This is a genomic window from Flavobacterium sp. (genome assembly GCF_043722275.1).
Taxonomy (GTDB): domain Bacteria; phylum Bacteroidota; class Bacteroidia; order Flavobacteriales; family Flavobacteriaceae; genus Flavobacterium.
In genome coordinates this window covers 1-21,813 of record NZ_JAYSPC010000194.1, presented here as the reverse complement: position 1 = coordinate 21,813, position 21,813 = coordinate 1, and the positions used below count along the sequence as shown (strand labels likewise).

General features: G+C 32.7%; 23 protein-coding genes. 14 read left to right on the top strand and 9 right to left on the bottom strand.

The annotated features are described in order from the left end of the window. Positions 1–26 precede the first annotated feature (26 nt). Complete coding sequence (gene mazG, locus ACHZDT_RS23030) at positions 27–797, top strand: nucleoside triphosphate pyrophosphohydrolase (protein WP_394777037.1); 771 nt, start codon at positions 27–29, stop codon at positions 795–797. Here mazG and ACHZDT_RS23025 read toward each other — a convergent pair whose 3' ends face one another. After that, entirely contained in the window at positions 798–1,478 is a 681-nt protein-coding gene (locus tag ACHZDT_RS23025) for a Crp/Fnr family transcriptional regulator (RefSeq protein ID WP_394777036.1), read from the bottom strand. 203 nt (positions 1,479–1,681) lie between these two features. On the opposite strand from ACHZDT_RS23025, the gene ACHZDT_RS23020 reads away from it, so the two are divergent. The 8 genes from ACHZDT_RS23020 to ACHZDT_RS22985 all read left to right on the top strand — a co-directional run bounded on the left by ACHZDT_RS23020 (position 1,682) and on the right by ACHZDT_RS22985 (position 10,653). Next, on the top strand, positions 1,682–4,069 hold the full coding sequence (locus ACHZDT_RS23020) for a heavy metal translocating P-type ATPase (RefSeq protein ID WP_394777035.1): 2,388 nt from the start codon (positions 1,682–1,684) through the stop codon (positions 4,067–4,069). Positions 4,070–4,183: 114 nt separating this feature from the next. After that, positions 4,184–4,375: a cbb3-type cytochrome oxidase assembly protein CcoS gene (gene ccoS / locus ACHZDT_RS23015; RefSeq protein WP_394777034.1), complete on the top strand. Its 192-nt coding sequence runs from the start codon at positions 4,184–4,186 to the stop codon at positions 4,373–4,375. Positions 4,376–4,377: 2 nt separating this feature from the next. Further along, positions 4,378–6,564 carry a cytochrome-c oxidase, cbb3-type subunit I gene (gene ccoN, locus ACHZDT_RS23010; RefSeq protein WP_394777033.1) on the top strand — a complete coding sequence of 729 codons (2,187 nt, stop codon included), beginning with the start codon at positions 4,378–4,380 and terminating at the stop codon, positions 6,562–6,564. A 7-nt stretch (positions 6,565–6,571) separates the two neighbouring features. Continuing rightward, entirely contained in the window at positions 6,572–6,748 is a 177-nt protein-coding gene (locus ACHZDT_RS23005) for a CcoQ/FixQ family Cbb3-type cytochrome c oxidase assembly chaperone (RefSeq protein ID WP_213304337.1), read from the top strand. Between the two features lie 18 nt (positions 6,749–6,766). Beyond that, a complete protein-coding gene (locus ACHZDT_RS23000; RefSeq protein ID WP_394777032.1) occupies positions 6,767–7,708 on the top strand; it encodes a cbb3-type cytochrome c oxidase N-terminal domain-containing protein in 942 nt (313 codons plus the stop codon). Between the two features lie 12 nt (positions 7,709–7,720). Continuing rightward, positions 7,721–9,139: a cytochrome c oxidase accessory protein CcoG gene (ccoG, locus tag ACHZDT_RS22995; protein WP_394777031.1), complete on the top strand. Its 1,419-nt coding sequence runs from the start codon at positions 7,721–7,723 to the stop codon at positions 9,137–9,139. Positions 9,140–9,151: 12 nt separating this feature from the next. Continuing rightward, complete coding sequence (locus ACHZDT_RS22990; RefSeq protein WP_394777030.1) at positions 9,152–9,601, top strand: FixH family protein; 450 nt, start codon at positions 9,152–9,154, stop codon at positions 9,599–9,601. A gap of 350 nt (positions 9,602–9,951) precedes the next feature. Next, a complete protein-coding gene (locus ACHZDT_RS22985) occupies positions 9,952–10,653 on the top strand; it encodes a sulfite exporter TauE/SafE family protein (RefSeq protein ID WP_394777029.1) in 702 nt (233 codons plus the stop codon). Here ACHZDT_RS22985 and hemN read toward each other — a convergent pair. The 5 genes from hemN to ACHZDT_RS22960 form a co-directional block, all read right to left on the bottom strand. Next, positions 10,650–12,014, bottom strand: a complete 1,365-nt coding sequence (gene hemN, locus ACHZDT_RS22980) for an oxygen-independent coproporphyrinogen III oxidase (protein WP_394777028.1) — start codon at positions 12,012–12,014, stop codon at positions 10,650–10,652. The two genes, ACHZDT_RS22985 and hemN, sit on opposite strands and share 4 nt — an antisense overlap. Positions 12,015–12,134: 120 nt before the next feature. Next, positions 12,135–12,611, bottom strand: coding sequence for a hypothetical protein (locus ACHZDT_RS22975; RefSeq protein WP_394777027.1), 477 nt, complete (start codon positions 12,609–12,611; stop codon positions 12,135–12,137). 115 nt (positions 12,612–12,726) lie between these two features. After that, a complete protein-coding gene (locus tag ACHZDT_RS22970) occupies positions 12,727–13,074 on the bottom strand; it encodes a hypothetical protein (protein ID WP_394777026.1) in 348 nt (115 codons plus the stop codon). 120 nt (positions 13,075–13,194) lie between these two features. Beyond that, positions 13,195–13,617: a DoxX family protein gene (locus ACHZDT_RS22965; RefSeq protein WP_394777025.1), complete on the bottom strand. Its 423-nt coding sequence runs from the start codon at positions 13,615–13,617 to the stop codon at positions 13,195–13,197. Between the two features lie 121 nt (positions 13,618–13,738). Beyond that, positions 13,739–15,367, bottom strand: coding sequence for an acyl-CoA carboxylase subunit beta (locus ACHZDT_RS22960; protein ID WP_394777024.1), 1,629 nt, complete (start codon positions 15,365–15,367; stop codon positions 13,739–13,741). Between the two features lie 201 nt (positions 15,368–15,568). Here ACHZDT_RS22960 and ACHZDT_RS22955 point away from each other — a divergent pair, with 201 nt between their 5' ends. The 4 genes from ACHZDT_RS22955 (at position 15,569) to ACHZDT_RS22940 (ending at position 17,254) form a co-directional block, all read left to right on the top strand. Beyond that, the gene (locus ACHZDT_RS22955) at positions 15,569–16,159 is read left to right on the top strand and encodes a TetR/AcrR family transcriptional regulator (protein WP_394777023.1); all 591 of its coding nucleotides are present in this window, start codon (positions 15,569–15,571) and stop codon (positions 16,157–16,159) included. Between the two features lie 117 nt (positions 16,160–16,276). Continuing rightward, entirely contained in the window at positions 16,277–16,687 is a 411-nt protein-coding gene (locus tag ACHZDT_RS22950; RefSeq protein ID WP_394777022.1) for a hypothetical protein, read from the top strand. A 7-nt stretch (positions 16,688–16,694) separates the two neighbouring features. After that, positions 16,695–17,006: a DUF3817 domain-containing protein gene (locus ACHZDT_RS22945; protein ID WP_394777021.1), complete on the top strand. Its 312-nt coding sequence runs from the start codon at positions 16,695–16,697 to the stop codon at positions 17,004–17,006. A 41-nt stretch (positions 17,007–17,047) separates the two neighbouring features. Beyond that, a complete protein-coding gene (locus ACHZDT_RS22940) occupies positions 17,048–17,254 on the top strand; it encodes a hypothetical protein (protein ID WP_394777020.1) in 207 nt (68 codons plus the stop codon). Positions 17,255–17,321: 67 nt separating this feature from the next. On the opposite strand, the gene lpxD is transcribed toward ACHZDT_RS22940, so the two are convergent. The 3 genes from lpxD to prfB all read right to left on the bottom strand — a co-directional run bounded on the left by lpxD (position 17,322) and on the right by prfB (position 20,548). Continuing rightward, on the bottom strand, positions 17,322–18,320 hold the full coding sequence (gene lpxD / locus ACHZDT_RS22935) for a UDP-3-O-(3-hydroxymyristoyl)glucosamine N-acyltransferase (protein WP_394777019.1): 999 nt from the start codon (positions 18,318–18,320) through the stop codon (positions 17,322–17,324). A 579-nt stretch (positions 18,321–18,899) separates the two neighbouring features. Continuing rightward, complete coding sequence (gene msrB / locus ACHZDT_RS22930; RefSeq protein ID WP_394777018.1) at positions 18,900–19,346, bottom strand: peptide-methionine (R)-S-oxide reductase MsrB; 447 nt, start codon at positions 19,344–19,346, stop codon at positions 18,900–18,902. A 103-nt stretch (positions 19,347–19,449) separates the two neighbouring features. After that, positions 19,450–20,548, bottom strand: a protein-coding gene (gene prfB / locus ACHZDT_RS22925; RefSeq protein ID WP_394777017.1) for a peptide chain release factor 2 whose coding sequence is annotated in 2 segments (ribosomal slippage) — positions 19,450–20,484 and positions 20,486–20,548 — 1,098 coding nt in all. Because the reading frame shifts where the segments join, the coding sequence is not laid out codon by codon here. Between the two features lie 151 nt (positions 20,549–20,699). Here prfB and ACHZDT_RS22920 point away from each other — a divergent pair. After that, complete coding sequence (locus ACHZDT_RS22920) at positions 20,700–21,719, top strand: threonine aldolase family protein (RefSeq protein ID WP_394777016.1); 1,020 nt, start codon at positions 20,700–20,702, stop codon at positions 21,717–21,719. Positions 21,720–21,813: the final 94 nt, after the last annotated feature.

The window sequence follows — 21,813 nt, the reverse complement described above, 5'->3', positions numbered from 1 at the left end:
TAATTTTGATCTAATAAATAAAAACAATGAGCAAAGAACTTCAACTTCAGGCATTCGAAAGATTATTAATTATAATGGATGAACTTCGCGAGCAATGTCCTTGGGATAAAAAGCAAACGTTGCAAACCCTTAGACATCTTACAATCGAAGAAACGTATGAACTAGGAGATGCTATTTTAGATAATGACCTTAACGAAGTAAAAAAAGAATTGGGTGATTTATTATTGCATATTGTTTTTTATGCAAAAATAGGATCAGAAACCAATGATTTTGATATTGCTGATGTTTGTAACGAAATTTGCGAAAAACTAATTCATCGTCATCCTCATATTTATAGTGATACCGTTGTAAAAGATGAAGAAGAAGTAAAGCAAAACTGGGAAAAGTTAAAACTGAAAGAAGGTAAAAAATCTGTTCTGGAAGGAGTTCCTAAAAGTTTACCGGCATTAGTAAAAGCGAGCCGAATTCAGGATAAAGTAAAAGGCGTAGGTTTTGATTGGGAAGAATCGCATCAGGTTTGGGATAAAGTACAGGAAGAACTGCAGGAATTACAAGTTGAAGTAGAAGCAGGAGATCAGGATAAAATTGAAGCCGAATTTGGAGATGTTTTATTCTCTATGATTAATTATGCCCGTTTTTTAAATGTAAATCCTGAAGATGCATTAGAACGTACCAATAAAAAATTCATTAAACGTTTTCAATATCTGGAAAGCAAAGCCGGGGAATTAGGTAAACCTTTAATGGATATGACTTTAGCAGAAATGGATGTGTTTTGGAATGAAGCAAAAAAGCTTTAATTATTCAGCCATTTTTTTTAATGCCTTAATGTTTTTAAGCATAATTTTTTTGCCAACTAATTCAATCAAATCCAGTTTATTAAAATCAGATAATAATCTGATACAACTTTCTGTAGCGGTACCAATAATACCGGCAAGTTCTTCTCTTGTAAGTTGAACTTTTAAAGTTTTATCATCATTCTCACCAAAGGAATCATGCAAATGAAGCAATGTTTCAGCCAAACGTTGTTTTACTGTTTTTTGAACTAAAGCAATTTTATCGTTTTCAGATTCTTTTAAATCTTCGCAAACAGATTGCATCAAATTCATAGAAAACTGATTGTTATTATTAAAAAAGTGTAAAATTTCGCTTTTCGGAATAAAACAAACTTCCATATCTGCAATAGCTTTCGCAGATAAATTTGCAGGTTCATTACTAATCATGGAACGCTGTCCTAAAAGTTCACCTGTTTGTACCAGTTTTACAATCTGTTCTTTTCCGTTTGCACTTAATTTAGAAAGTTTTCCAACACCATCTTTAATACAAAACACGCCGTTTGTTACTTCACCTTCTTCAAAAATTGCATCACCTTTTTTAATTTTATACGTAGTCTTACTATTAGCCAATTTTATAACTTCGTCTTTATTAAGTGCTTTAAGAGAGGAAAGTTGTCGTACGATGCATTGATCACATTTATTCATGGCAAAAAATTTACTGCAAAATTAACCAATATTTGCATTCTAAGGGCTTATTATTACTGAAAATACGAAGAAAAAGAGTATTATTTCTATTTGCTAATTTTAATTCGCTAATTTTAAAATCCGTTTTAAATATAATATGATAATTATCATATTTGAAATCTCGTATTTTTTTAACATTTGCTGTATCTAAAAAAACAAATTTTATGAGTGTGCAGAATTGTTTTCACTGTGGGTTAACCATTGAAAAAAATGAAGAGATCAATTTTGATGAAAAAAAGTTTTGTTGTAATGGATGTAAGACCGTTTACGAAATTTTTAGTCTTAATGATTTAACCTGTTATTATGATTTTGAAAATTCTCCAGGTGCCACTCCAAAAGACATTCAGGGAAAATATGACTTTTTAGACAACGAATCAATATTGTCAAAAATCCTGGAATTTCAGGAAGGAAACACTTCCATAGCTTCCTTAAATATTCCGCACATTCATTGTAGTTCCTGTATCTGGATTCTCGAAAATCTAAACAAACTTCAGCCGGGAATAAGCATTTCACAAGTTAATTTTCCGGAAAAAAGAGTTCGAATTACATTCAACTCAGATCTTGTCTCGCTTAAAACTATTATTTACATGTTAAGTTCAATAGGATATGAACCCTATATAAGTTTAGAAAACTACGAAACAGGTAAAACAAATGTAGACAGAACTTTGACTTATAAATTAGGTGTTGCATTTTTTTGTTTCGGAAATATTATGCTTTTGTCATTTCCGGAATACTTTGAAATTAAAGAATTTTGGTTAGATAATTACAAACCATTTTTTAGAATTTTGATTTTCATTTTGGCATTGCCAAGTTTTTTATATTCGGCAAGTGGTTATTATGTTTCAGCCTATAAAAGCATCAAATCTAAAATGCTGAATATCGATATTCCAATTGCTTTAGGAATAATCGTAATGTTTGTTCGAAGCACTTTTGATATTGTAATGAATTACGGATCAGGTTTTTTTGACAGTTTAACAGGATTGGTTTTCTTTATGCTGCTAGGAAAAATGTTCCAGATTAAAACCTATAGTTTTTTAAGTTTCGAAAGAGATTTCAAATCTTATTTTCCAATTGCTGTAACCAGAATAAACTCAGATACATCAGAAGAAAGTGTACCTATATATGATGTAATCAAAGGCAACAGATTATTGATCAGAAATCAGGAATTAATTCCTGTAGATGGTATCTTAATAAGTGAGAAAGCCGAAATTGATTATAGTTTTGTAACCGGAGAAGCCGTTCCTATTACTAAAAAATCCGGAGATAAAGTTTTTGCCGGAGGAAAACAAATCGGTAAAGTAGTTGAAATGGAAGTTTTGCATTCCGTTTCACAAAGTTACCTTACACAATTGTGGAGCAATGAAATTTTTCAGAAAAAAGTATTTCAAAAACATAAAACCATTACAGATGCAATAAGCCGCTATTTTACACCTATATTATTACTAATTGCTTTTGCAGGTTTTGGATATTGGATATTTATCGATGCCAATACCGCTTTTAATGTTTTTACAGCGGTTTTAATTGTAGCATGTCCTTGCGCATTAGCTTTAACTGCCCCTTTTACTTTCGGAAATATTCTAAGAATTATGGGCAAACAGAAAATGTATCTTAAAAATGCATTAGTAATTGAGCAATTAGCAAAAGTTGACACCATAGTTTTTGATAAAACCGGAACAATTACGACCAATAAAAAATCAAATATTATTTACGAAGGAAATACGATTTCAGATGAAAATTATATTCTGATAAAAAATGTTTTACGTGGCTCAAACCATCCTTTAAGCCGAATGTTATATGATTTTTTAAATGAAACAAAAAAAATTGCCATTGATGATTTTCAGGAAATAACAGGAAAAGGAATTCTGGCTTCGGTTCAAAACAGAATCATTAAAATCGGATCAGCATCATTTGTTGGTAATCCGATTTTAGATACATCAGAAATTGAAAAAACAGCACTTCATATTAAAATTGATGATTTGTATTTAGGCAGGTTTGTTTTTCAAAATAAATATAGAGAAGGACTTGAAAAATTGTTTTTAACGCTCAGTAAAAGTTATCAGATAAAAGTACTTTCCGGAGATAACGATGGAGAAAGAACCAATCTTGAAGCCATTTTACCAAAAGGTACGGAACTGATTTTTAACCAAAAACCGGAACAAAAACTTGATTTTATTAAATACTTGCAGGATCACGGGCAAAATGTAATGATGGTAGGCGATGGCTTGAATGATGCCGGAGCTTTGGCGCAAAGTAATGTCGGAATTTCTATCTCTGAAAATGTCAATGTTTTTTCTCCGGCTTGTGATGCAATTTTAGATGCTTCGGAGTTTTCACGCCTGAATTATTTTTTAAAATTATCTCAAAAGTCAATTTTAATCATCAAAATGAGTTTTGTTTTATCTCTTCTTTACAATATTGTAGGACTTTCTTTTGCGATCACCGGCAACCTCCTGCCTTTGGTAGCCGCTATAATCATGCCTTTGAGTACTATTACCATAGTTAGTTTTGTTACTCTTATGGCTAATTATTTCAAATCCAGTAATTTAAAATAATAATTAACATTTTGTTAAGTATTTTTTCCTACATTTAACATATCGTTCTATTATGATAATTATCATGTTTTTATAGCTGCTGAACTGTTAATTTTGTTAACATAAATCAAGGATATGAGTGTCATTTATCTATTAATTTCAGTAAGCATTTTTGTAGCAATAGGATTCTTTATTGCATTTATTATCGCTGTCAAATCCGGACAATACGATGATGATTATACGCCGTCGGTCAGAATGCTTTTTGATGATGAGACTAAAATTACTCCCCAAAATAATAAATCAACAACAGAAGAAAAACAAGTATAATTATGGAAATGGAACAGTTTTATTACGACAACAAAATTGTAAAAAAATTCATTTACGCCACTATTCTCTTTGGAGTAGTAGGTATGTTAGTAGGGCTAACCTTAGCGGTTATGTACCTTTTTCCCAACATTACAGATGGTATTTCGTGGCTTAGTTACGGCCGTTTAAGACCTTTGCATACTAATGCAGTGATTTTTGCCTTTGTAGGGAATGCTTTTTTTGCAGGTATGTATTATTCAATGCAGCGATTGCTAAAAGCCAGGATGTTCAGTGACTTTTTAAGTAATGTCCATTTTTGGGGTTGGCAGCTTATTATTGTCGCCGCTGCGATAACATTACCTTTAGGATATACTTCATCAAAAGAATATGCTGAATTAGAATGGCCTATCGATATTGCAATTGCTGTTATCTGGGTTGTAATGGGAATCAATATGATTGGTACAATGTTACGTCGTAGAGAACGTCATTTATATGTAGCAATTTGGTTTTATCTGGCAACATTTGTTACTGTAGCTGTATTGCACATCTTTAATAATATCGAAATTCCGGTTTCAGCATTAAAAAGTTATTCTGTTTACGCAGGAGTTCAGGATGCGTTAGTACAATGGTGGTATGGACATAATGCAGTGGCATTTTTCCTTACAACTCCATTTTTAGGATTAATGTATTACTTTATTCCAAAAGTTGCAAATCGTCCTATTTATTCTTATCGTCTTTCTATTATCCACTTTTGGTCCTTGATTTTCATTTATATCTGGGCAGGACCACACCACTTATTATATTCGGCTTTGCCAAGTTGGGCACAAAATTTAGGAGTAGCTTTTTCAGTAATGCTTATCGCGCCGTCTTGGGGAGGTATGATCAACGGACTTTTAACATTAAGAGGCGCATGGGATAAAGTTCGTGAAGAACCGGTTTTAAAATTCTTTGTAGTTGCAATTACAGGTTACGGAATGGCAACTTTTGAGGGACCAATGCTTTCATTAAAAAATGTAAATGCTATAGCACATTACACAGATTGGATTATTGCACACGTACACGTAGGTGCATTAGCGTGGAATGGATTTATGTCATTTGGTATTATCTACTGGTTAATTCCGCGAATGACAAAAAGCAAATTATTCTCAAATAAACTGGCTAATTTTCACTTTTGGATAGGTACTTTAGGAATTATTTTATATACAGTTCCCATGTACGTTGCTGGTTTTCAGCAAGCTTCGATGTGGAAACAATTTAATCCTGACGGAACCTTAACTTACGGTAATTTCCTTGAAACAGTTACAGCAATTATGCCTTTATATTGGATGAGAGCTATTGGAGGTACTTTGTATCTTATTGGAATGCTGACATTGGTTTACAATATTATTATGACTGTTAGAGCAGGAAATGCTATTGAAGACGAATTAGCTCAGGCTCCGGCTTTACAAAGAATAAGCAGCGGTAGGATTAATGGAGAAAAATTCCATTCATGGTTAGAAAGAAAACCAATTCAGTTAACCATTTTAGCGACAATTGCTATTTTAATTGGAGGTATAATTCAAATTGTGCCAACGCTTATGGTGAAATCAAATATACCTACAATTAGCAGCGTAAAACCATATTCGCCTTTAGAACTTGAAGGACGTGATTTATATATTCGAGAAGGTTGTGTAGGTTGTCATTCTCAATCCGTTCGTCCTTTCAGAAGTGAAGTTGAACGTTACGGACCACAAGCAAAAGCAGGTGAGTTTGTTTATGATCACCCATTTCTTTGGGGATCAAAACGTACAGGCCCGGATTTATTAAGAGTAGGAGGAAAGTATAATGACAATTGGCATTTTAATCATTTCTGGAATCCTCAAAGTATTTCAGCAGGTTCAATTATGCCAGGTTATAAATGGCTGTTTGATAATGAGCCAATGGATATTTCATTAACTCAAAAGAAAATGCAGATTATGGTTACACTTGGAGTTCCATATACTGAAGCAGAAGTTGCAAATGCTCAAAAAACATTAAGAACCCAAGCACTTTCAATTGAAAAAAACTTAGAAAATGATCCTGATTTTGTAAAAAGTTACGAAGACAGCAAGAAAAAAGCTGCTGCAAAAGGTGAAAAATTTGTTCCAATGAATGAAAGAGAAATTGTTGCTCTTATAGCTTATATACAAAGACTTGGAACAGATATAAAAGTAAAAGACACTTCAAAATAACAACATTATGTTTGAACAAATAAAACACAATATGGAGAATATATCGGGTATAGAAGTTTACCCGATTCTGTCTCTGCTAATCTTCTTTTTCTTTTTTGTAGGCTTAGGCTTTTGGGTGTTCTCTTATAAAAAAGAAAAAATTCAGGAAATGAGTGAAATTCCTTTAGATGAAGGAGCTGTATAATTTCAAAAGATATTTAAAATGAAAAAATTTTTCCCAGTATATTTAAGAGTGCCACTGATTTTCTTCATCGTTTTTGCTATGATGGAATACTTTATAGATTCAGGTGATCGACCTGCTTTTATAAAATATCCAATGGTTTCAGTATTTCTTTTTGTATTTCTATTTATTTTGATTGCTATCGAAATAACAATGAGCGCAGTAAATCGTGTCATGTATCAATTGATGACTCCGGAAGAAAAGGCAAAATTGGCCTATGAAGATAGTCTGAGTTTACAAGAAAGCACTTGGTACAAAAATTTAATGCAAAAACTTACCAAAACGCAGCCAATAGAAAATGAAGGCGATTTGTTAATGGATCATGATTATGACGGAATTAAGGAGCTAGACAATAATTTGCCGCCTTGGTGGGTGTATTTATTTTATGGGGGAATCATTTTTGGTATGATTTATTTTGCCCGTTACGAAGTTTTTGGTGGTGACGATCAGGAAACCGAATTAAAAACAGAAATGGCTCAGGCAAAAGTTGATGTAGAGGAATATCTAAAAACTGCACCGGATTTAATGGATGAAAAATCAGTTGTTTTACTTACTGATGCTACAGATTTAGCTGCCGGAAAAGAGATTTTTACAACAAATTGTGCCGCTTGTCACAGAGCTGATGCAGGAGGACAAATTGGACCAAACTTAACTGATGATCATTGGATTTTAGGTGGAGGAATAAAAAATGTATTTCACACTATAACAAATGGAGGACGTGACGGTAAAGGAATGGTTTCATGGAAAACAAATGGTTTAAAACCAAAAGAAATTCAAAAAGTTGCCAGTTATATTTTGTCTTTACAAGGAAGTAATCCAAAAGAGCCAAAGGCTCCGGAAGGTGAAATTTGGGTAGATGAAAGTGCGCCAAAAAAAGAGGCCACCGCAAGTACAGTAACGGAAAGTACTGAAGTTAAAAAATAATTACAATAAATCATGTCAAATTTACCAGACGAAGCTTTTAGAGATACCATTGGAACTATTGATGAAGGAGGTAATCGAAAATTTATTTTCCCTAAAAAACCGTCTGGTAAGTTCTATGATTATCGAAAAATAGTTAGTTATATCCTATTGGCTATTTTAGTAGCAAATCCGTTTATGAAAGTAAACGGAAATCAATTTATGATGTTCAATGTAATGGAACGTCGTTTCAATATTTTTGGATTTCCGTTCTGGCCTCAGGATTTTTATTTATTTGTAATATCAATGCTGGTTGGGATTGTTTTTATAATCTTGTTCACGGTGGTTTTTGGAAGGATTTTTTGTGGATGGATTTGTCCTCAGACTATTTTTTTAGAAATGGTTTTTCGCCGAATCGAATATTGGATTGACGGTGATCGCGGAGCGCAATCGCGTTTAGCAAGACAGGAATGGAATGCTGAAAAAATCCGAAAAAGACTTATTAAGTGGACTATTTTTTTCTTGATTTCTTTTGGTATAGCAAATGTTTTCCTGGCATATTTAGTTGGTAGCGATACGTTGTTTTTAATGGTCGAACAAGGACCTATTCTACAAGCAAGTAATTTTATCGCACTACTTATTTTTACCGGAGTTTTCTACTTTGTTTTTGTATGGTTTCGCGAGCAAGTCTGTATAATTGCTTGTCCTTACGGAAGATTGCAGGGAGTACTTTTAGATAATAAATCAATTAATGTAGCGTATGATTTTGTCCGTGGTGAAAAAGAAGAAGGTCGTGCAAAATTTAATAAAAAAGAAGACAGAGCACTTACCGGAAAAGGAGATTGCATTGATTGTCATCAATGTGTTCATGTTTGCCCAATGGGAATTGATATTAGAAACGGAACGCAATTAGAATGCACCAATTGTACCGCTTGTATTGATGAATGTGATACTATAATGGAAACAGTTGGTTTGCCAAAAGGACTTATTCGATACGCATCTGAAGATGAAATCGCTAAAAAAGAGCCATTCAAATTCACCGCCAGAATGAAAGGTTACACCGCAGCTTTATTTATTTTATTAAGTGTTTTTATCGGAATGTTGTTTTTACGTACAAATGTTGAAGCTATAATTCTACGTTTACCCGGACAGCTTTTTCAGCATAAAGGCGATAAAATAAGTAATGTTTATACCTATAAAATTGTCAATAAAACAATGAAAGATTATAATGACATTCATTTTGAATTAATCGATCAGAAAGGGCAAATTAAAAACGTAGGAAAGGAACATTTTAAAATCAAAAAAGAAGGAATTTCACAAGGGACATTATTTATAGAAATAGATAAAGTGCTTTTAGAAAGTGATAAAACCAAAGTTGAAATTGGAGTTTATAATGGCACAGAACTGCTGGAAAAAACTGCTACAAATTTTTTAGGACCAAGAAGTTTTAATTAAAAAGATACTACCATGAAAATCAATTGGGGAACAGGAATTGTTATTGCATTTGCACTCTTTATGACATTTATATTATATTTTGTTTTTGAAGTGCAATCGAATAGTAAATATGATAATGACTTAGTTGTAGAAGAATATTATAAACATGATTCACATTTTCAGGAAGAAATGGCACGGATTCAAAATGCTCATGATTTACAGCAAAAACCTTCAGTAAAGTATTCTGAAGAAGGCGTAAAGGTGACTTTTCCTGTAACGTACGAAACGGATAAAATAAAAGGTAATATACTATTATACAGACCTTCAAATAAAAAATTTGATTTTGATACTCAAATTGCTTTGACAAATTCATCGTTGCTAATTCCTAAAAGTAAATTAATAAAAGGACGTTGGGATGTTAATATGGAATGGCAATACAATGGTAAAAGCTATTTATCGAAAGAGGTTATTTATGTGAATTAATGATTGTGTAGTCCCTACGGGCAATGCCATTAAGTTAAAAAAACCAATAATGTTATGTCGAATAAATCTCTCGCAAAATCGCAAAAGTTTATTATTTCGACCGAGGAGAAATCTCTGTAAGTAACTCCACAACGCAAATCCAATCTTTGTCGAGCTTCTCGCGAAGATTTCTCCTCCGTCGAAATGACAATTTTTGTTTAAACTTTGCGCCTTTACGTCTTTGCGAGGTTAATTCTATTTCTAAAAGTACATTGCCCGTAGGGACTATACTATATTAAATTGGCACTTATATTAAACTGAATTAAAAAATCATTTTAATCCAAATAATCTCTGGAAAAACAAAAAAACAAATGTTATACTCAGCTTTTATATTAGGATTGATTAGTAGCTTACACTGCATTGGCATGTGTGGGCCAATTGCTATGATGTTGCCCGTAGATCATCAAAATGAAGCTAAAAAAGTCACTCAAATAATCACATATCATTTAGGAAGATTGACCGCCTATGCAACAATTGGATTGATTTTTGGATTATTGGGAAGAGGATTTTTTCTGGCAGGAATACAACAAAAAATGTCTGTTATTATTGGTTTAACCATGATTATTGTGGTTTTGATTCCTGAAAAAAATTTTTCAAAATATAACTTTTCAAAACCAGTCTATAGAATTATTTCAAAAGTAAAATCAAGCTTAGGAAACCAGTTTAAAAAGAAAACCTATAAATCACTTTTTACAATAGGATTATTAAACGGCTTTTTACCATGCGGAATGGTTTATGTAGCATTATTTGGCGCAATTGCAATGCAAAGTGCCACCTTTGGAGTTTTATATATGGTTTTATTCGGATTAGGAACTGTGCCTTTAATGACAATTGTTGTTTACGTCCATTCATTATTAAAACTACCTTTTAGAAATAAAATCCAAAAGGCAATTCCATATGTAGCTGTGGTTATTGGTGTGTTATTTATCCTTAGAGGATTAGGTTTAGGAATTCCTTATATTTCTCCATCAAATATGAATTTGTTTGTACAAGCCACTCCTAATTGTCATTAGACCGTCATAGAAAATAAGTTAGTTTCCGGTGATTTTCTTTTTAAATGTAAATCAAAAGCCATACAGATATTACGAACAAAAGGTTTTCCTGCTTCGGTAATTTTTATTTTATCTCCTTCAATTATAATCAATTTATCTTTTTCTATTTCTCTCAAATTTTCCAGAACATTCGTGATTTCTTTAAAATAAAGTGCTTCTTTACTCCAGGAAGTTTCAAATTCGCATGTGAGGTTTAAGATGTGTTTTCTAATAATCAAATCCTCATTGTTTAGAATATGACCTTTTACTACAGGTAATTTGTCGTGTTCTAATAATAGGTAATAATCTTCGATACTTTTTGTGTTTTGCGCAAAGCTGTACCAACTATCACTAATTGAAGAAACTCCTAAACCAATCATTAGTTGCGTTTTTGAGGCGCTATAACCCATGAAATTTCTATGTAATTGTTTGTTTGTTGTAGCTTTGTATAAACTATCAGATTTTAAGGCAAAATGATCCATTCCTATTTCGGTATAACCGTTTTTAGAAAGCATTTGTTTTCCTGTTTCGTAAAGTTTTCTTTTTTCAGCATCTTTAGGAAGATTTTCTTCGTCAAATCCACGTTGTCCGTTTCCTTTTATCCACGGCACATGAGCATAACTGTAAAAAGCCAGACGATCCGGTTTTAAAGAGTTTGTTTTTTCAACTGTATCAATTACATTTTCAATTGTCTGAAAAGGCAAACCAAAAATAATATCATGACCAATTGAAGTATAACCGATTTCCTTTGCCCAAAAAGTTACTTTTGCGACATTATGAAAAGGCTGAATTCTATGAATTGCTTTCTGAACTTTTTCGGCATAATCCTGAACACCAAAACTCACTCGGCGAAAGCCTAAATCATATAACTTTTTAAGCTGATCGTAAGTGGTATTATTAGGATGACCTTCAAAACTAAATTCATAATTTTCAGCTTTGTCTGCTTTACAAAGAATACCGTTTATAAGTTGTTCTAAATTGTTTATTGAGAAAAAAGTTGGAGTTCCTCCGCCTAAATGTATTTCTTTTATGATGGGTTTTTCCGGTAATAATTCGCAGTACAAATCCCATTCCTTAAGAACTGCTTTTATATAAGTTTCTTCGACTGAATGATTTTTGGTAATTCGTTTATTACAGCCGCAAAAAGTACACATGCTTTCGCAGAATGGTAAATGAATGTATAAACTGATTCCGTTTTGAGAATTACTTTCTAAAAATGCTTTCTGAAATGATTCGATCCATTTTTGACTTGTAAAGTCACTTTCGTTCCAGTACGGAACTGTTGGATAACTTGTATATCTGGGACCTGGAACATTGTATTTTTGAGTCAGAGAGATTTTCATAAAGTCGGAATTTGTTTCAAATCAAAATTAGAATTTATGAAGTAGAGATAAAATGACAAATATCATGTATTAGGCAAATAAAAAGAGACTCACTAGGAGCCTCTTTTCTGAATTAAATAACTAACGTGAAATAGAATCTTGAATGATTTTATGCCATTTTTTTGCAAACTGATGATCTTGGTACGCGCTTATTTGTTTGATGCGGTCATCGTCAAAATCATAGAATGGTATTGTGACTTTTTTAGAAGTTTCTTTTTCCAGAAATTCAAAATCAATTTTTACAATAGTGTCGGATGGTCCTTCAGTTGTTAAAACTAATTTACAGGATGAAACACTTTTTAAATCCAGATATATTGATTCTTGCTGATTAGGATTGAAATTCATCAGGATAAATTTTCTATTTTTTTGATCTATTGTAAGCGTTTTGTTGCTTTGAGATTCAGTTAAATCAAAATCTTCCGGATAAGTTGGATTGAACTTCTTTTTTATGTTTAATATTTTTGATTTATTGGCAGCGCTCGATCGTGCTGAAAAATAGATAGGGATTGCTACTATGACCGCGATCACAATACCAATTATGGTTACACTTGTTTCCATTGAATTTTTAAAATTTGGTAATTATTATGAAATATGAAAAAGCTTTCATGAATAGAAAGCATCTCAGGTTGTTAGGAAATAAAATTTGTTTCCTAATTAAAAATTTCATGAGTGACTACCAGAAAAAATGGAAGGGATAGAGCATCAAGAGGACTTTTTTGCTCTGGGCTGCAAACTGATTTGCAAAGTTTGACGTTGATTTAACTGCTTTATGCTGAGGAATAATCATCAATATAGAGTCAAACCATTTTACTATAATAGTGGGATTGCTTTTTATATTTGCAGCAAATTGATAAGCTGCCTGAGGTTGTATAAAAGCAAGAGAATCTGCGTGATCTATAGAAAAATTAGTATCCGTTTTTTGATTTTCAGTTATTTGAATAGTCGATTCATTTGCCTGAACAGCAAAAAAAGCGATTATCAAAAGTGATAAAAATATAACGGTTTTACGAATCCAATTCATGGTGGCGAATTTAGCTCATAAAATACAATTAAAGAAATTTTAAAGAATTAATTAACTTTTGAAGGTATGGTAATTTTTTATCCTCAATATTCCAGAAAGAGATATTGAGGATAAAGAATGTTATTGTTGCATTTTGAAATAGTAATCGGCAGAATGTTTTCCGCTTCCATAAAAAAGAAAGAAAACACAAGCAAGTAAAACTAGTATTGCTAAAATTAAACTTTCAGAATGCATATGTCCCATAAAGTTGATGAGAATTGCTCCAAAAAGTATTGGTAATTGAGCTGCAATTGCCCAACGTGTAAGTAATCCGAAAACGATCATTATCCCGCCAATCATATGTGCCGGTGCAATATAATGCAAAAGAAACATGCCGCCGCCAAATTGATCTATGGGAGAAATCAGATCATGTAAATATTGAATATTTGTTACGAACCAAACTCCCTTCATAAATAAAAAAACACCCAAAACAATACGTACTAAATCTACAGGTAAATAAGTGTGCGAGTTTGCCCATTTATTTAAACTTTTTACATTTTCCATGATACTGTGTGATTAAAAATTACACATTAAAGTTACTGATTTTTAATGATATAATTGTTTTAAGTGTCTGAAAATAAGTTTATTGCTTTTTTAAGTGTTCTTTTTGGCGATTATAGAAATCTTAAACCTGAATAACCCCTAAATTAAATTGTTTTTGAATAGGAGCGTGGTTTGCAGCTTCAATTCCCATAGAAATCCATGTACGGGTATCTAATGGGTCAATAATAGCATCAGTCCACAATCTTGATGCAGCATAATAAGGTGAAGTCTGTTCATCGTAACGTGCTTTTATTTTAGCAAATAATTCAGCTTCTTTCGTTTCGTCTACAATTTCTCCTTTTGCTTTAAGCGAAGAAGCTTCAATTTGTGCTAAAACTTTTGCAGCCTGGGTTCCGCCCATAACGGCAAGTTCTGCACTTGGCCAGGCAAAAATTAATCTTGGATCATAAGCTTTTCCACACATGGCATAATTTCCTGCGCCGTATGAATTACCCACAATAACTGTAAATTTTGGCACAACAGAATTACTTACCGCATTCACCATTTTGGCACCATCTTTTATAATTCCGCCATGTTCAGATTTTGAACCAACCATAAAACCTGTAACATCTTGTACAAAGACTAATGGAATTTTTTTCTGGTTACAATTTGCGATAAAACGGGTTGCTTTATCTGCGCTGTCAGAATAAATTACACCGCCAAATTGCATTTCGCCTTTTTTGGTTTTTACTACTTTTCTCTGATTCGCTACAATTCCAACTGCCCAACCATCGATTCTGGCGTAACCTGTAATTATAGTTTGTCCGTAACCATCTTTATACGCTTCAAACTCAGAATTATCGACTAAACGATTGATGATTTCCATCATATCATATTGCTCATTTCTGGCTTTTGGTAAAATCCCGTAAATGTCTTTAGGTTCTAAAGCAGGTTTTTCGGCTTTGATTCGGTTAAAACCTGCCTTATCAAAATCACCTATTTTGTCTACAATATTTTTTATTTTGTCAAGCGCGTCTTTATCATCTTTCGCCTTATAATCAGTCACTCCTGAGATTTCACAATGTGTTGTTGCGCCACCTAAAGTTTCATTATCGATAGATTCACCAATTGCAGCTTTTACAAGATAACTTCCGGCAAGGAAAATACTTCCGGTTTTATCAACGATTAAAGCTTCATCGCTCATAATAGGCAAATATGCGCCACCGGCAACACAACTTCCCATAACTGCCGAAATTTGAGTAATTCCCATACTGCTCATTTGGGCATTGTTTCTAAAGATTCGTCCAAAATGTTCCTTATCAGGAAAAATTTCATCCTGAAGTGGCAAATAAACTCCCGCACTATCTACTAAATAAATAATTGGCAATCTGTTTTCCATTGCAATTTCCTGCGCACGAAGGTTCTTTTTTCCTGTAATAGGAAACCAGGCACCTGCTTTTACGGTAGCATCATTAGCAACAACAATGCATTGTTTTCCTCTAATATATCCTATTTTGATGACAACGCCGCCAGATGGGCAACCGCCATGTTCAGCATACATTCCGTCTCCAACAAATCCTCCAATTTCAATATTTTTTGAACCTTCATCTAACAAATACGCGATACGCTCGCGAGCGGTCATTTTACCTTCGGCATGTAGCTTTTCGATACGTTTTTCTCCACCGCCTAATTTTACTTTGGCAAATCTTTGTTTTAGGTCAGAAAGTAGTAATTTATTGTGATCTTCGTTTTTATTGAAGTTTAAATCCATAATATATTGATGTTTTTACAAAATAGTGTTGGCTAATTTACAAAATCAATTGAAACCCACATAATAAATATTATCATCAGATAAAATAAAAATCAGAGTTTGTAAAATTCAAAATTTCTATTATTTGTACTAAATTCCTGAATTGATCTGAAGTCGTTTTTTTTGTTTTAATTTGTTGATTCATACTAATTAGTATTTTTTATGTCTAAAGCTGCCAATACACGATTTACAATTTTAAACAAAGCATTTGAATTGATTTATTCAAAAGGATATCAAACCACTAGTATTGATGATATTATTGCAACAACACAGGTTACAAAAGGTGCTTTTTACTATCATTTTAAGACAAAAGATGAGATGGGAATTGCCATTATCGAAGAGATTTTGAAACCTGTAATGATGAAAAGTTTTATTTTACCTATTGAAAATTCTATTGACCCTTTAGATGATTTTTATAATATGATTTCTTATTTACTGCTTGAAGATCCTTTTTTGCAGGTAAAATATGGTTGTCCGGTTGGGAATTTAACGCAGGAAATGACACCGTGGAATACTCAGTTTAGTAAAGCTTTATCTGAATTAATTGAGCAATGGAAAAATACTATTGTAAAAGTCATTTCAAATGCTCAGAAAAATAATTTAATAAGGAAAGAGGTAAACGGAGAACAAGTTGCTTTTTTTATCATGTCTGGCTATTGGGGAATACGAAATTTCGGGAAACTTCAGGATAATAATTCGTGTTATAGGGTTTATTTAAAGGAGTTTAGAAATTATTTAAACAGCTTAAAATAAATCTTCATTCAAAAACATACTAATTAGTATGTTTTTGAATATATTTGCATTGTCAATAATCAAAAAACAATGTATCAAACTCTTTTAATTTGCCATTCTTATTTAAGGTGGTTCGTTTTGATAAGCTTATTATATTCTATTTTTAGAGCTTACAAAGGATATTTCCTAAAATTATCTTTCACTAAAACAGATAATTCAGTCCGGCACTGGACAGCAACAATTGCTCATATTCAATTAATTTTTGGGATATTGATTTATGTGCAAAGTCCAATTGTCAAATATTTTTGGTCCAGTTTCGCAATGGCAATTCAAAATTTAGATGCTGCTTTTTTTGGAATCCTTCACATTTTATTAATGCTCACGGCAATTGTTTTTATAACGATTGGTTCGGCTTTAGCAAAAAGAAAAACACTTGACAGCGATAAGTTTAAAACCATGCTGATCTGGTTTTCTATCGCTTTATTGATCATTTTTATTGCCATACCGTGGCCATTTTCATTTTTAGCAAACAGACCTTATTTAAGATAAAATTTTTATGACACACTTATTACAGACAAATACCGGAAGATTACGAATTATTGGTTTTTTAGAAGGAATTTCATTATTGGTTTTGCTTTTTATAGCTGTTCCTTTAAAATATATTTTTGAAATGCCTTTTCTAACAAGACCAGTTGGAACAATTCATGGCGCTTTATTTTTACTTTTTATTTTTAATACTTTAAGCGTGGGTGTAGAGCAAAACTGGAAATTTGCAGCTACAACCTGGAAAGTGCTTTTGGCATGTATAATTCCGTTTGGCACTTTTTATATTGATGCAAAAATTTTAAATAAAATTGAGCAGAAATAGATTGAAAATGCAGTATTAATTCCAAATTAAAAATCAAACAAATGATTTTAGTTTTTAAAACAAATATCGATACCGTTTCTAAAGTGAAACGAATTTCATCAAAATTGAATCAGTTATTTCCAAATTCTAAATGGAATTTTGATCTCGAAGATTGTGATAATATCTTAAGATTTGAATCTGATAATGATATCGTTGCCGAAGTTATGATTCTTATGAAAATCACAGGTTTTGAATGCGAGGCTTTGTAAAGTATTAAGCAAAAAAAAACAGAAGTCGCCTTCTGTTTTTTTATATAATATTATTTTGTTTTGTTTGTTATTTTTTAGAATCACAAACCATTCTTTTTAGAATAGCCCATTGTTTTAAGGCATCACGAGCTTCAACAGCAGGATAACCCAACATTGTTTTTCCGGCAGGAACATCGCCAGTAACACCTGAACCAGCACCTACAACAGCTCCATCGCCAATAGTTGTATGATCTTTTATAGAAGCGCTTCCGCCAATAATAACTCCGTTTCCTAAAGTTACAGATCCGGCTAAACCACTATTTCCGGCCATAATACAAAATTTGCCTAATTTACTATTATGTCCAATTTGAACTAAATTATCAATTTTACATCCGTCACCAAGTACAGTTGAGCTAAATTTTCCGCGATCTACGCAAGTATTAGCACCAATTTCAACTCCGTTTCCTATAATTACATTTCCAATTTGTGGAATTTTCACCAAACCTTTTTCTTTACAAGGACGGAATCCGAAACCATCTGCTCCAATAGTTGCATTAGGATGAATGATACAATCATTGCCTATATGACAACGTTCTCTAACAACAGTTCCTGACCAAATAATGGTGTTTTTACCAATTGTACATTCGTCTAAAATAGTAACATTTGGGTAAATAGTAGCATTTGCACCAATTTCTACTTTTGGACCTATATAACAACCTGCACCAATTCTTGCTCCTTCACCAATAATAGCCGTTTCATCAACATTTGCTGATTTATGAATATTTGTATGAAATATTGGAGTAGGAGGTGCAAAAAGTGCTAAAATTTGAGACATTGCTAAATCAGCATTTTTTACTTTTATAAAAGCACGATTATCTCCGGGTTCAATCGAAATGTCTTCGTTTACAACTGCAATTGAAGCTTTTGAGCTTTCCCATAATTTTTCATATTTTTTATTTCCTATAAATGAAATTTCAGAAGTTGTCGCCTTTTCTAATTGTTCAGTTGCTGTTATACATTGCGAAGTTGTGCCGTAAATTACGCCATTAATAACTTCATTAATTTCTTGAATTGAATAGGATTTCATTGAAAAAATTTATTGATTTGGGGTTATTTTCGGACCAAATAAAATCAATTAGATTCTAATTACCTAATCTTATTTTGAAGTTTTTTAAATAGTGTTATAAATAACAGTTTAAATATTACAAAATTAACATTAAATCTATTAAAATTTTGCGTGTTTTTGAATATCCACGATTTGTATATGTTTTAAAGTGAGGGATTTGTAAGTGTAAAAACACTTTTTTAAACACTTTTTATTTAACATTTAATAAAATTAGGAAGTAGTTATCTTATTTTAAATCAATCGATTTAAGAGTTTTTTTTAGCAGAATATGCGTTGTGGTTGGTTGTCTTAAATATTAGGGTATTTTGTAGGTTTATTTCGCTCTTGTTTTTAAAGATCTTAGTTAGAGAATTTTTAAATGTTAAAATTTGCGATATAATATATTTTTTTCCTTTACTCTCAGTTTAACGTTGTTTATTATTAAAATTGGTAAGTTATATCTTAAATAAAATATTTATCATTTTAAAAAAAACTTTACTTAGTATGTTGTGTAAAAGCAAAAAAGCGATTCTTTTACTTGAAAATGAATCGCTTTTTTATTTATTCTTTTATTTTAGATAATGATATCGCATTTATGCAATAACGTAAACCGCTTGGTTCAGGACCATCCGGGAAAACGTGTCCCAAATGTGCATCACAAGTATTACAAACAACCTCAACCCGAATCATTCCGTATGATTTGTCTGCGTTATACGCAATGGCATTTTCCTTAAGAGGTTGTGTAAACGAAGGCCATCCTGTTCCTGATTCAAATTTTTCGCTTGCATCAAAAAGCAAAGTGCCACAACATTTACATTCATAAATTCCCGGATCGAATAAACTGCAAAGCTCAGAGCTAAAAGATCTTTCGGTACCTTTTAAACGAGTAACCTGAAATTCTTCGGCGGTTAAAGTTTGTTTCCATTCTTCTGGTGTTTTCTCCACTCTTTTGTCCGGAAGTGGATTTCCTTTATTCGTAAAACGAATTATATCTGCCCATTTTATCATAACTTTTTTATTTAGTTTTTCAGTCTCAGTTTTCGGTCTCGGTTTTCAGTCTCAGTCTCAGCTTTCAGTTACTGTGACTGAAAACTGAAACTTAATACTAAAATTATTCCTCTTCCCGTTGTCCCATCATCATTAAAAATGCTTTTAGGAAAGCGTCGATATTTCCGTTCATCACGCCATCAACATCGCTGGTTTCGTAACCTGTTCGAACATCTTTTACTAATTTATAAGGTTGCATTACATAATTACGTATTTGCGAACCCCATTCGATTTTCATTTTTCCGGCTTCGATGTCTGCGCGTTGTGCCTGTTGTTTTTTCAACTCGATTTCGTACAATTGAGAACGTAACATTTGCATGGCGCGTTGTCTGTTATCTTGTTGAGAACGTGTTTCAGAACATTGAATCTGAATTCCGGTTGGTTTGTGAACCAATTGTACTTTGGTTTCAACCTTATTCACATTTTGTCCTCCGGCTCCGCTGGAACGTGATGTTGTAATTTCGATATCGGCTGGATTAATGTCAATTTCGATACTATCATCCACAAGCGGATACACATAAACAGATGCAAACGAAGTATGGCGTTTAGCGTTACTGTCAAAAGGTGAGATTCGAACTAAACGATGAACTCCGTTTTCTCCTTTTAAATATCCAAAAGAATAATCGCCTTCAAACTCCAGCGTAACAGTTTTGATTCCCGCAACCTCGCCAGCCTGAAAGTTAAGTTCTTTTATCTTAAAGCCATAACTTTCTCCCCACATCATGTACATACGCATTAGCATTCCTGCCCAATCACAACTTTCGGTTCCGCCGGCACCAGCAGTAATTTGTACTACGGCACTTAAGCTGTCGCCTTCGTCCGAAAGCATGTTTTTAAACTCGATGTTTTCAAGGTGAGCTTGCGTTGTTTTATAATGCTCGTCTAATTCTTCTCCGGAAAGTTCTCCTTCCTTATAAAAATCATAGGCAAGTTGCAATTCATCTGTAAGTTCGATTGCTTTATTGTAATCTTCGATCCATTTTTTCTTGTTTCGAAGGTTTTTTACAATGACTTCAGCTTCTTTTGCATTGTTCCAAAAGTCGGGTGCGAAAGTTTTTTCTTCCTCGTTAGCGATTTCAATTAGTTTGGCATCAACGTCAAAGATACCTCCTCAACGCACCAAGGCGCTCCACAATACCTTTTATTTGTTCGGTAGTTGTCATAAATTAATAGTAGTTTTATATGTTTTTTATAAATATTACGTTAATTTGGTTGTGTCGTAATTGACAAGTTAAAATTTAATCAAACTTGCAGAAATTAACAAACAGTAATACGTAATTTTGCTGTACAAAAATAAGATATAGTTTTTAGAATATGGAAATAAATTTAATTAGCGATACTATTACCAAACCTACACACGAAATGTTGCAGTATATGTTTAATGCGCATGTTGGCGATGATGTATACAGGCAAGATCCTACGGTTATCGAATTAGAGACTAGAGTGGCGGAGTTTTTTGGTATGGAAGCGGGACTTTTTTTTCCTTCAGGAACTATGGCTAATCAAACTGCTATTAAATTACATACACAACCGGGAGAACAATTAATTGCTGATAAATATGCTCATGTTTATCATTATGAAGGCGGAGGAGTTTCGTTTAATAGTGGAGTTTCGTGCTGTTTAATTGATGGAGATCGCGGAATGATTACTGCAAGTCAGGTTGCAGCAGCGATTAATGATCCTGAGTTTTATCATAGTCCGTTGACGAGTTTAGTTTGTGTAGAAAACACGACTAATAAAGGCGGCGGCGCTTGTTATGAATTAGAAGATTTAAGAGAAATAAAAAAAGTTTGCGATGCTAATAATTTAAAATTCCACCTTGATGGGGCGAGAATTTGGAACGCATTAGTTGCTAAAAGACAAAACCCAAAAGAATTTGGTGCTATTTTCGATACTATTTCCGTTTGTTTGTCAAAAGGATTGGGCGCACCAATTGGTTCTGTCTTATTAGGATCTAAAGCTGATATTCACAGAGCTTTACGAATCAGAAAGATTTTAGGCGGAGGAATGCGTCAGGTAGGTTATTTGGCGGCAGCCGGATTATATGCGTTGGCACATAATATTGAAAGATTAGCCGAAGATCACAGAAGAGCGAAAGAAATTGCGGCTGTTTTGAGTACAAAAACCTGGATATCTGCAATAGAACCTGTGGAAACCAATATTTTAATTTTTTCACTTGCCGAAGGTTATAGCGATCAGCTTTTGATTGAAAAATTAAAACAAAAAAATATTTTAATAAGCTCAATGGGAAACAATAAACTTAGAATTGTAACGCATTTAGATTATAAAGAAGTAATGCATACTTATGTGATTGAAACGTTGCAGAAGTTTTAGGAAAAAGGTTCTGAGTTGCTAAGATCCTAAGTTTCTAAGTTTTAAATTGGAGACTTAGAAGCTTAGTAATTTATTAAAAAAGTTCATCTATTCC

Bases quoted from the DNA above. Each gene is read 5' to 3' on its own strand.
- ACHZDT_RS22965 (WP_394777025.1), bottom strand. From the start codon at position 13,617: ATGGAAAATGTAAAAAGTTTAAATAAATGGGCAAACTCGCACACTTAT.
- mazG (WP_394777037.1), top strand. From the start codon at position 27: ATGAGCAAAGAACTTCAACTTCAGGCATTCGAAAGATTATTAATTATA.
- ACHZDT_RS23005 (WP_213304337.1), top strand. From the start codon at position 6,572: ATGTTTGAACAAATAAAACACAATATGGAGAATATATCGGGTATAGAA.
- ACHZDT_RS22985 (WP_394777029.1), top strand. From the start codon at position 9,952: ATGTTATACTCAGCTTTTATATTAGGATTGATTAGTAGCTTACACTGC.
- hemN (WP_394777028.1), bottom strand. From the start codon at position 12,014: ATGAAAATCTCTCTGACTCAAAAATACAATGTTCCAGGTCCCAGATAT.
- ACHZDT_RS22975 (WP_394777027.1), bottom strand. From the start codon at position 12,611: ATGGAAACAAGTGTAACCATAATTGGTATTGTGATCGCGGTCATAGTA.
- msrB (WP_394777018.1), bottom strand. From the start codon at position 19,346: ATGATAAAATGGGCAGATATAATTCGTTTTACGAATAAAGGAAATCCA.
- ACHZDT_RS23000 (WP_394777032.1), top strand. From the start codon at position 6,767: ATGAAAAAATTTTTCCCAGTATATTTAAGAGTGCCACTGATTTTCTTC.
- ccoG (WP_394777031.1), top strand. From the start codon at position 7,721: ATGTCAAATTTACCAGACGAAGCTTTTAGAGATACCATTGGAACTATT.
- ACHZDT_RS22990 (WP_394777030.1), top strand. From the start codon at position 9,152: ATGAAAATCAATTGGGGAACAGGAATTGTTATTGCATTTGCACTCTTT.
- ACHZDT_RS23025 (WP_394777036.1), bottom strand. From the start codon at position 1,478: ATGAATAAATGTGATCAATGCATCGTACGACAACTTTCCTCTCTTAAA.
- ACHZDT_RS22960 (WP_394777024.1), bottom strand. From the start codon at position 15,367: ATGGATTTAAACTTCAATAAAAACGAAGATCACAATAAATTACTACTT.
- ACHZDT_RS22940 (WP_394777020.1), top strand. From the start codon at position 17,048: ATGATTTTAGTTTTTAAAACAAATATCGATACCGTTTCTAAAGTGAAA.
- ACHZDT_RS22955 (WP_394777023.1), top strand. From the start codon at position 15,569: ATGTCTAAAGCTGCCAATACACGATTTACAATTTTAAACAAAGCATTT.
- ACHZDT_RS22920 (WP_394777016.1), top strand. From the start codon at position 20,700: ATGGAAATAAATTTAATTAGCGATACTATTACCAAACCTACACACGAA.
- ACHZDT_RS22945 (WP_394777021.1), top strand. From the start codon at position 16,695: ATGACACACTTATTACAGACAAATACCGGAAGATTACGAATTATTGGT.
- ACHZDT_RS23020 (WP_394777035.1), top strand. From the start codon at position 1,682: ATGAGTGTGCAGAATTGTTTTCACTGTGGGTTAACCATTGAAAAAAAT.
- ACHZDT_RS22970 (WP_394777026.1), bottom strand. From the start codon at position 13,074: ATGAATTGGATTCGTAAAACCGTTATATTTTTATCACTTTTGATAATC.
- ccoS (WP_394777034.1), top strand. From the start codon at position 4,184: ATGAGTGTCATTTATCTATTAATTTCAGTAAGCATTTTTGTAGCAATA.
- ccoN (WP_394777033.1), top strand. From the start codon at position 4,378: ATGGAAATGGAACAGTTTTATTACGACAACAAAATTGTAAAAAAATTC.
- lpxD (WP_394777019.1), bottom strand. From the start codon at position 18,320: ATGAAATCCTATTCAATTCAAGAAATTAATGAAGTTATTAATGGCGTA.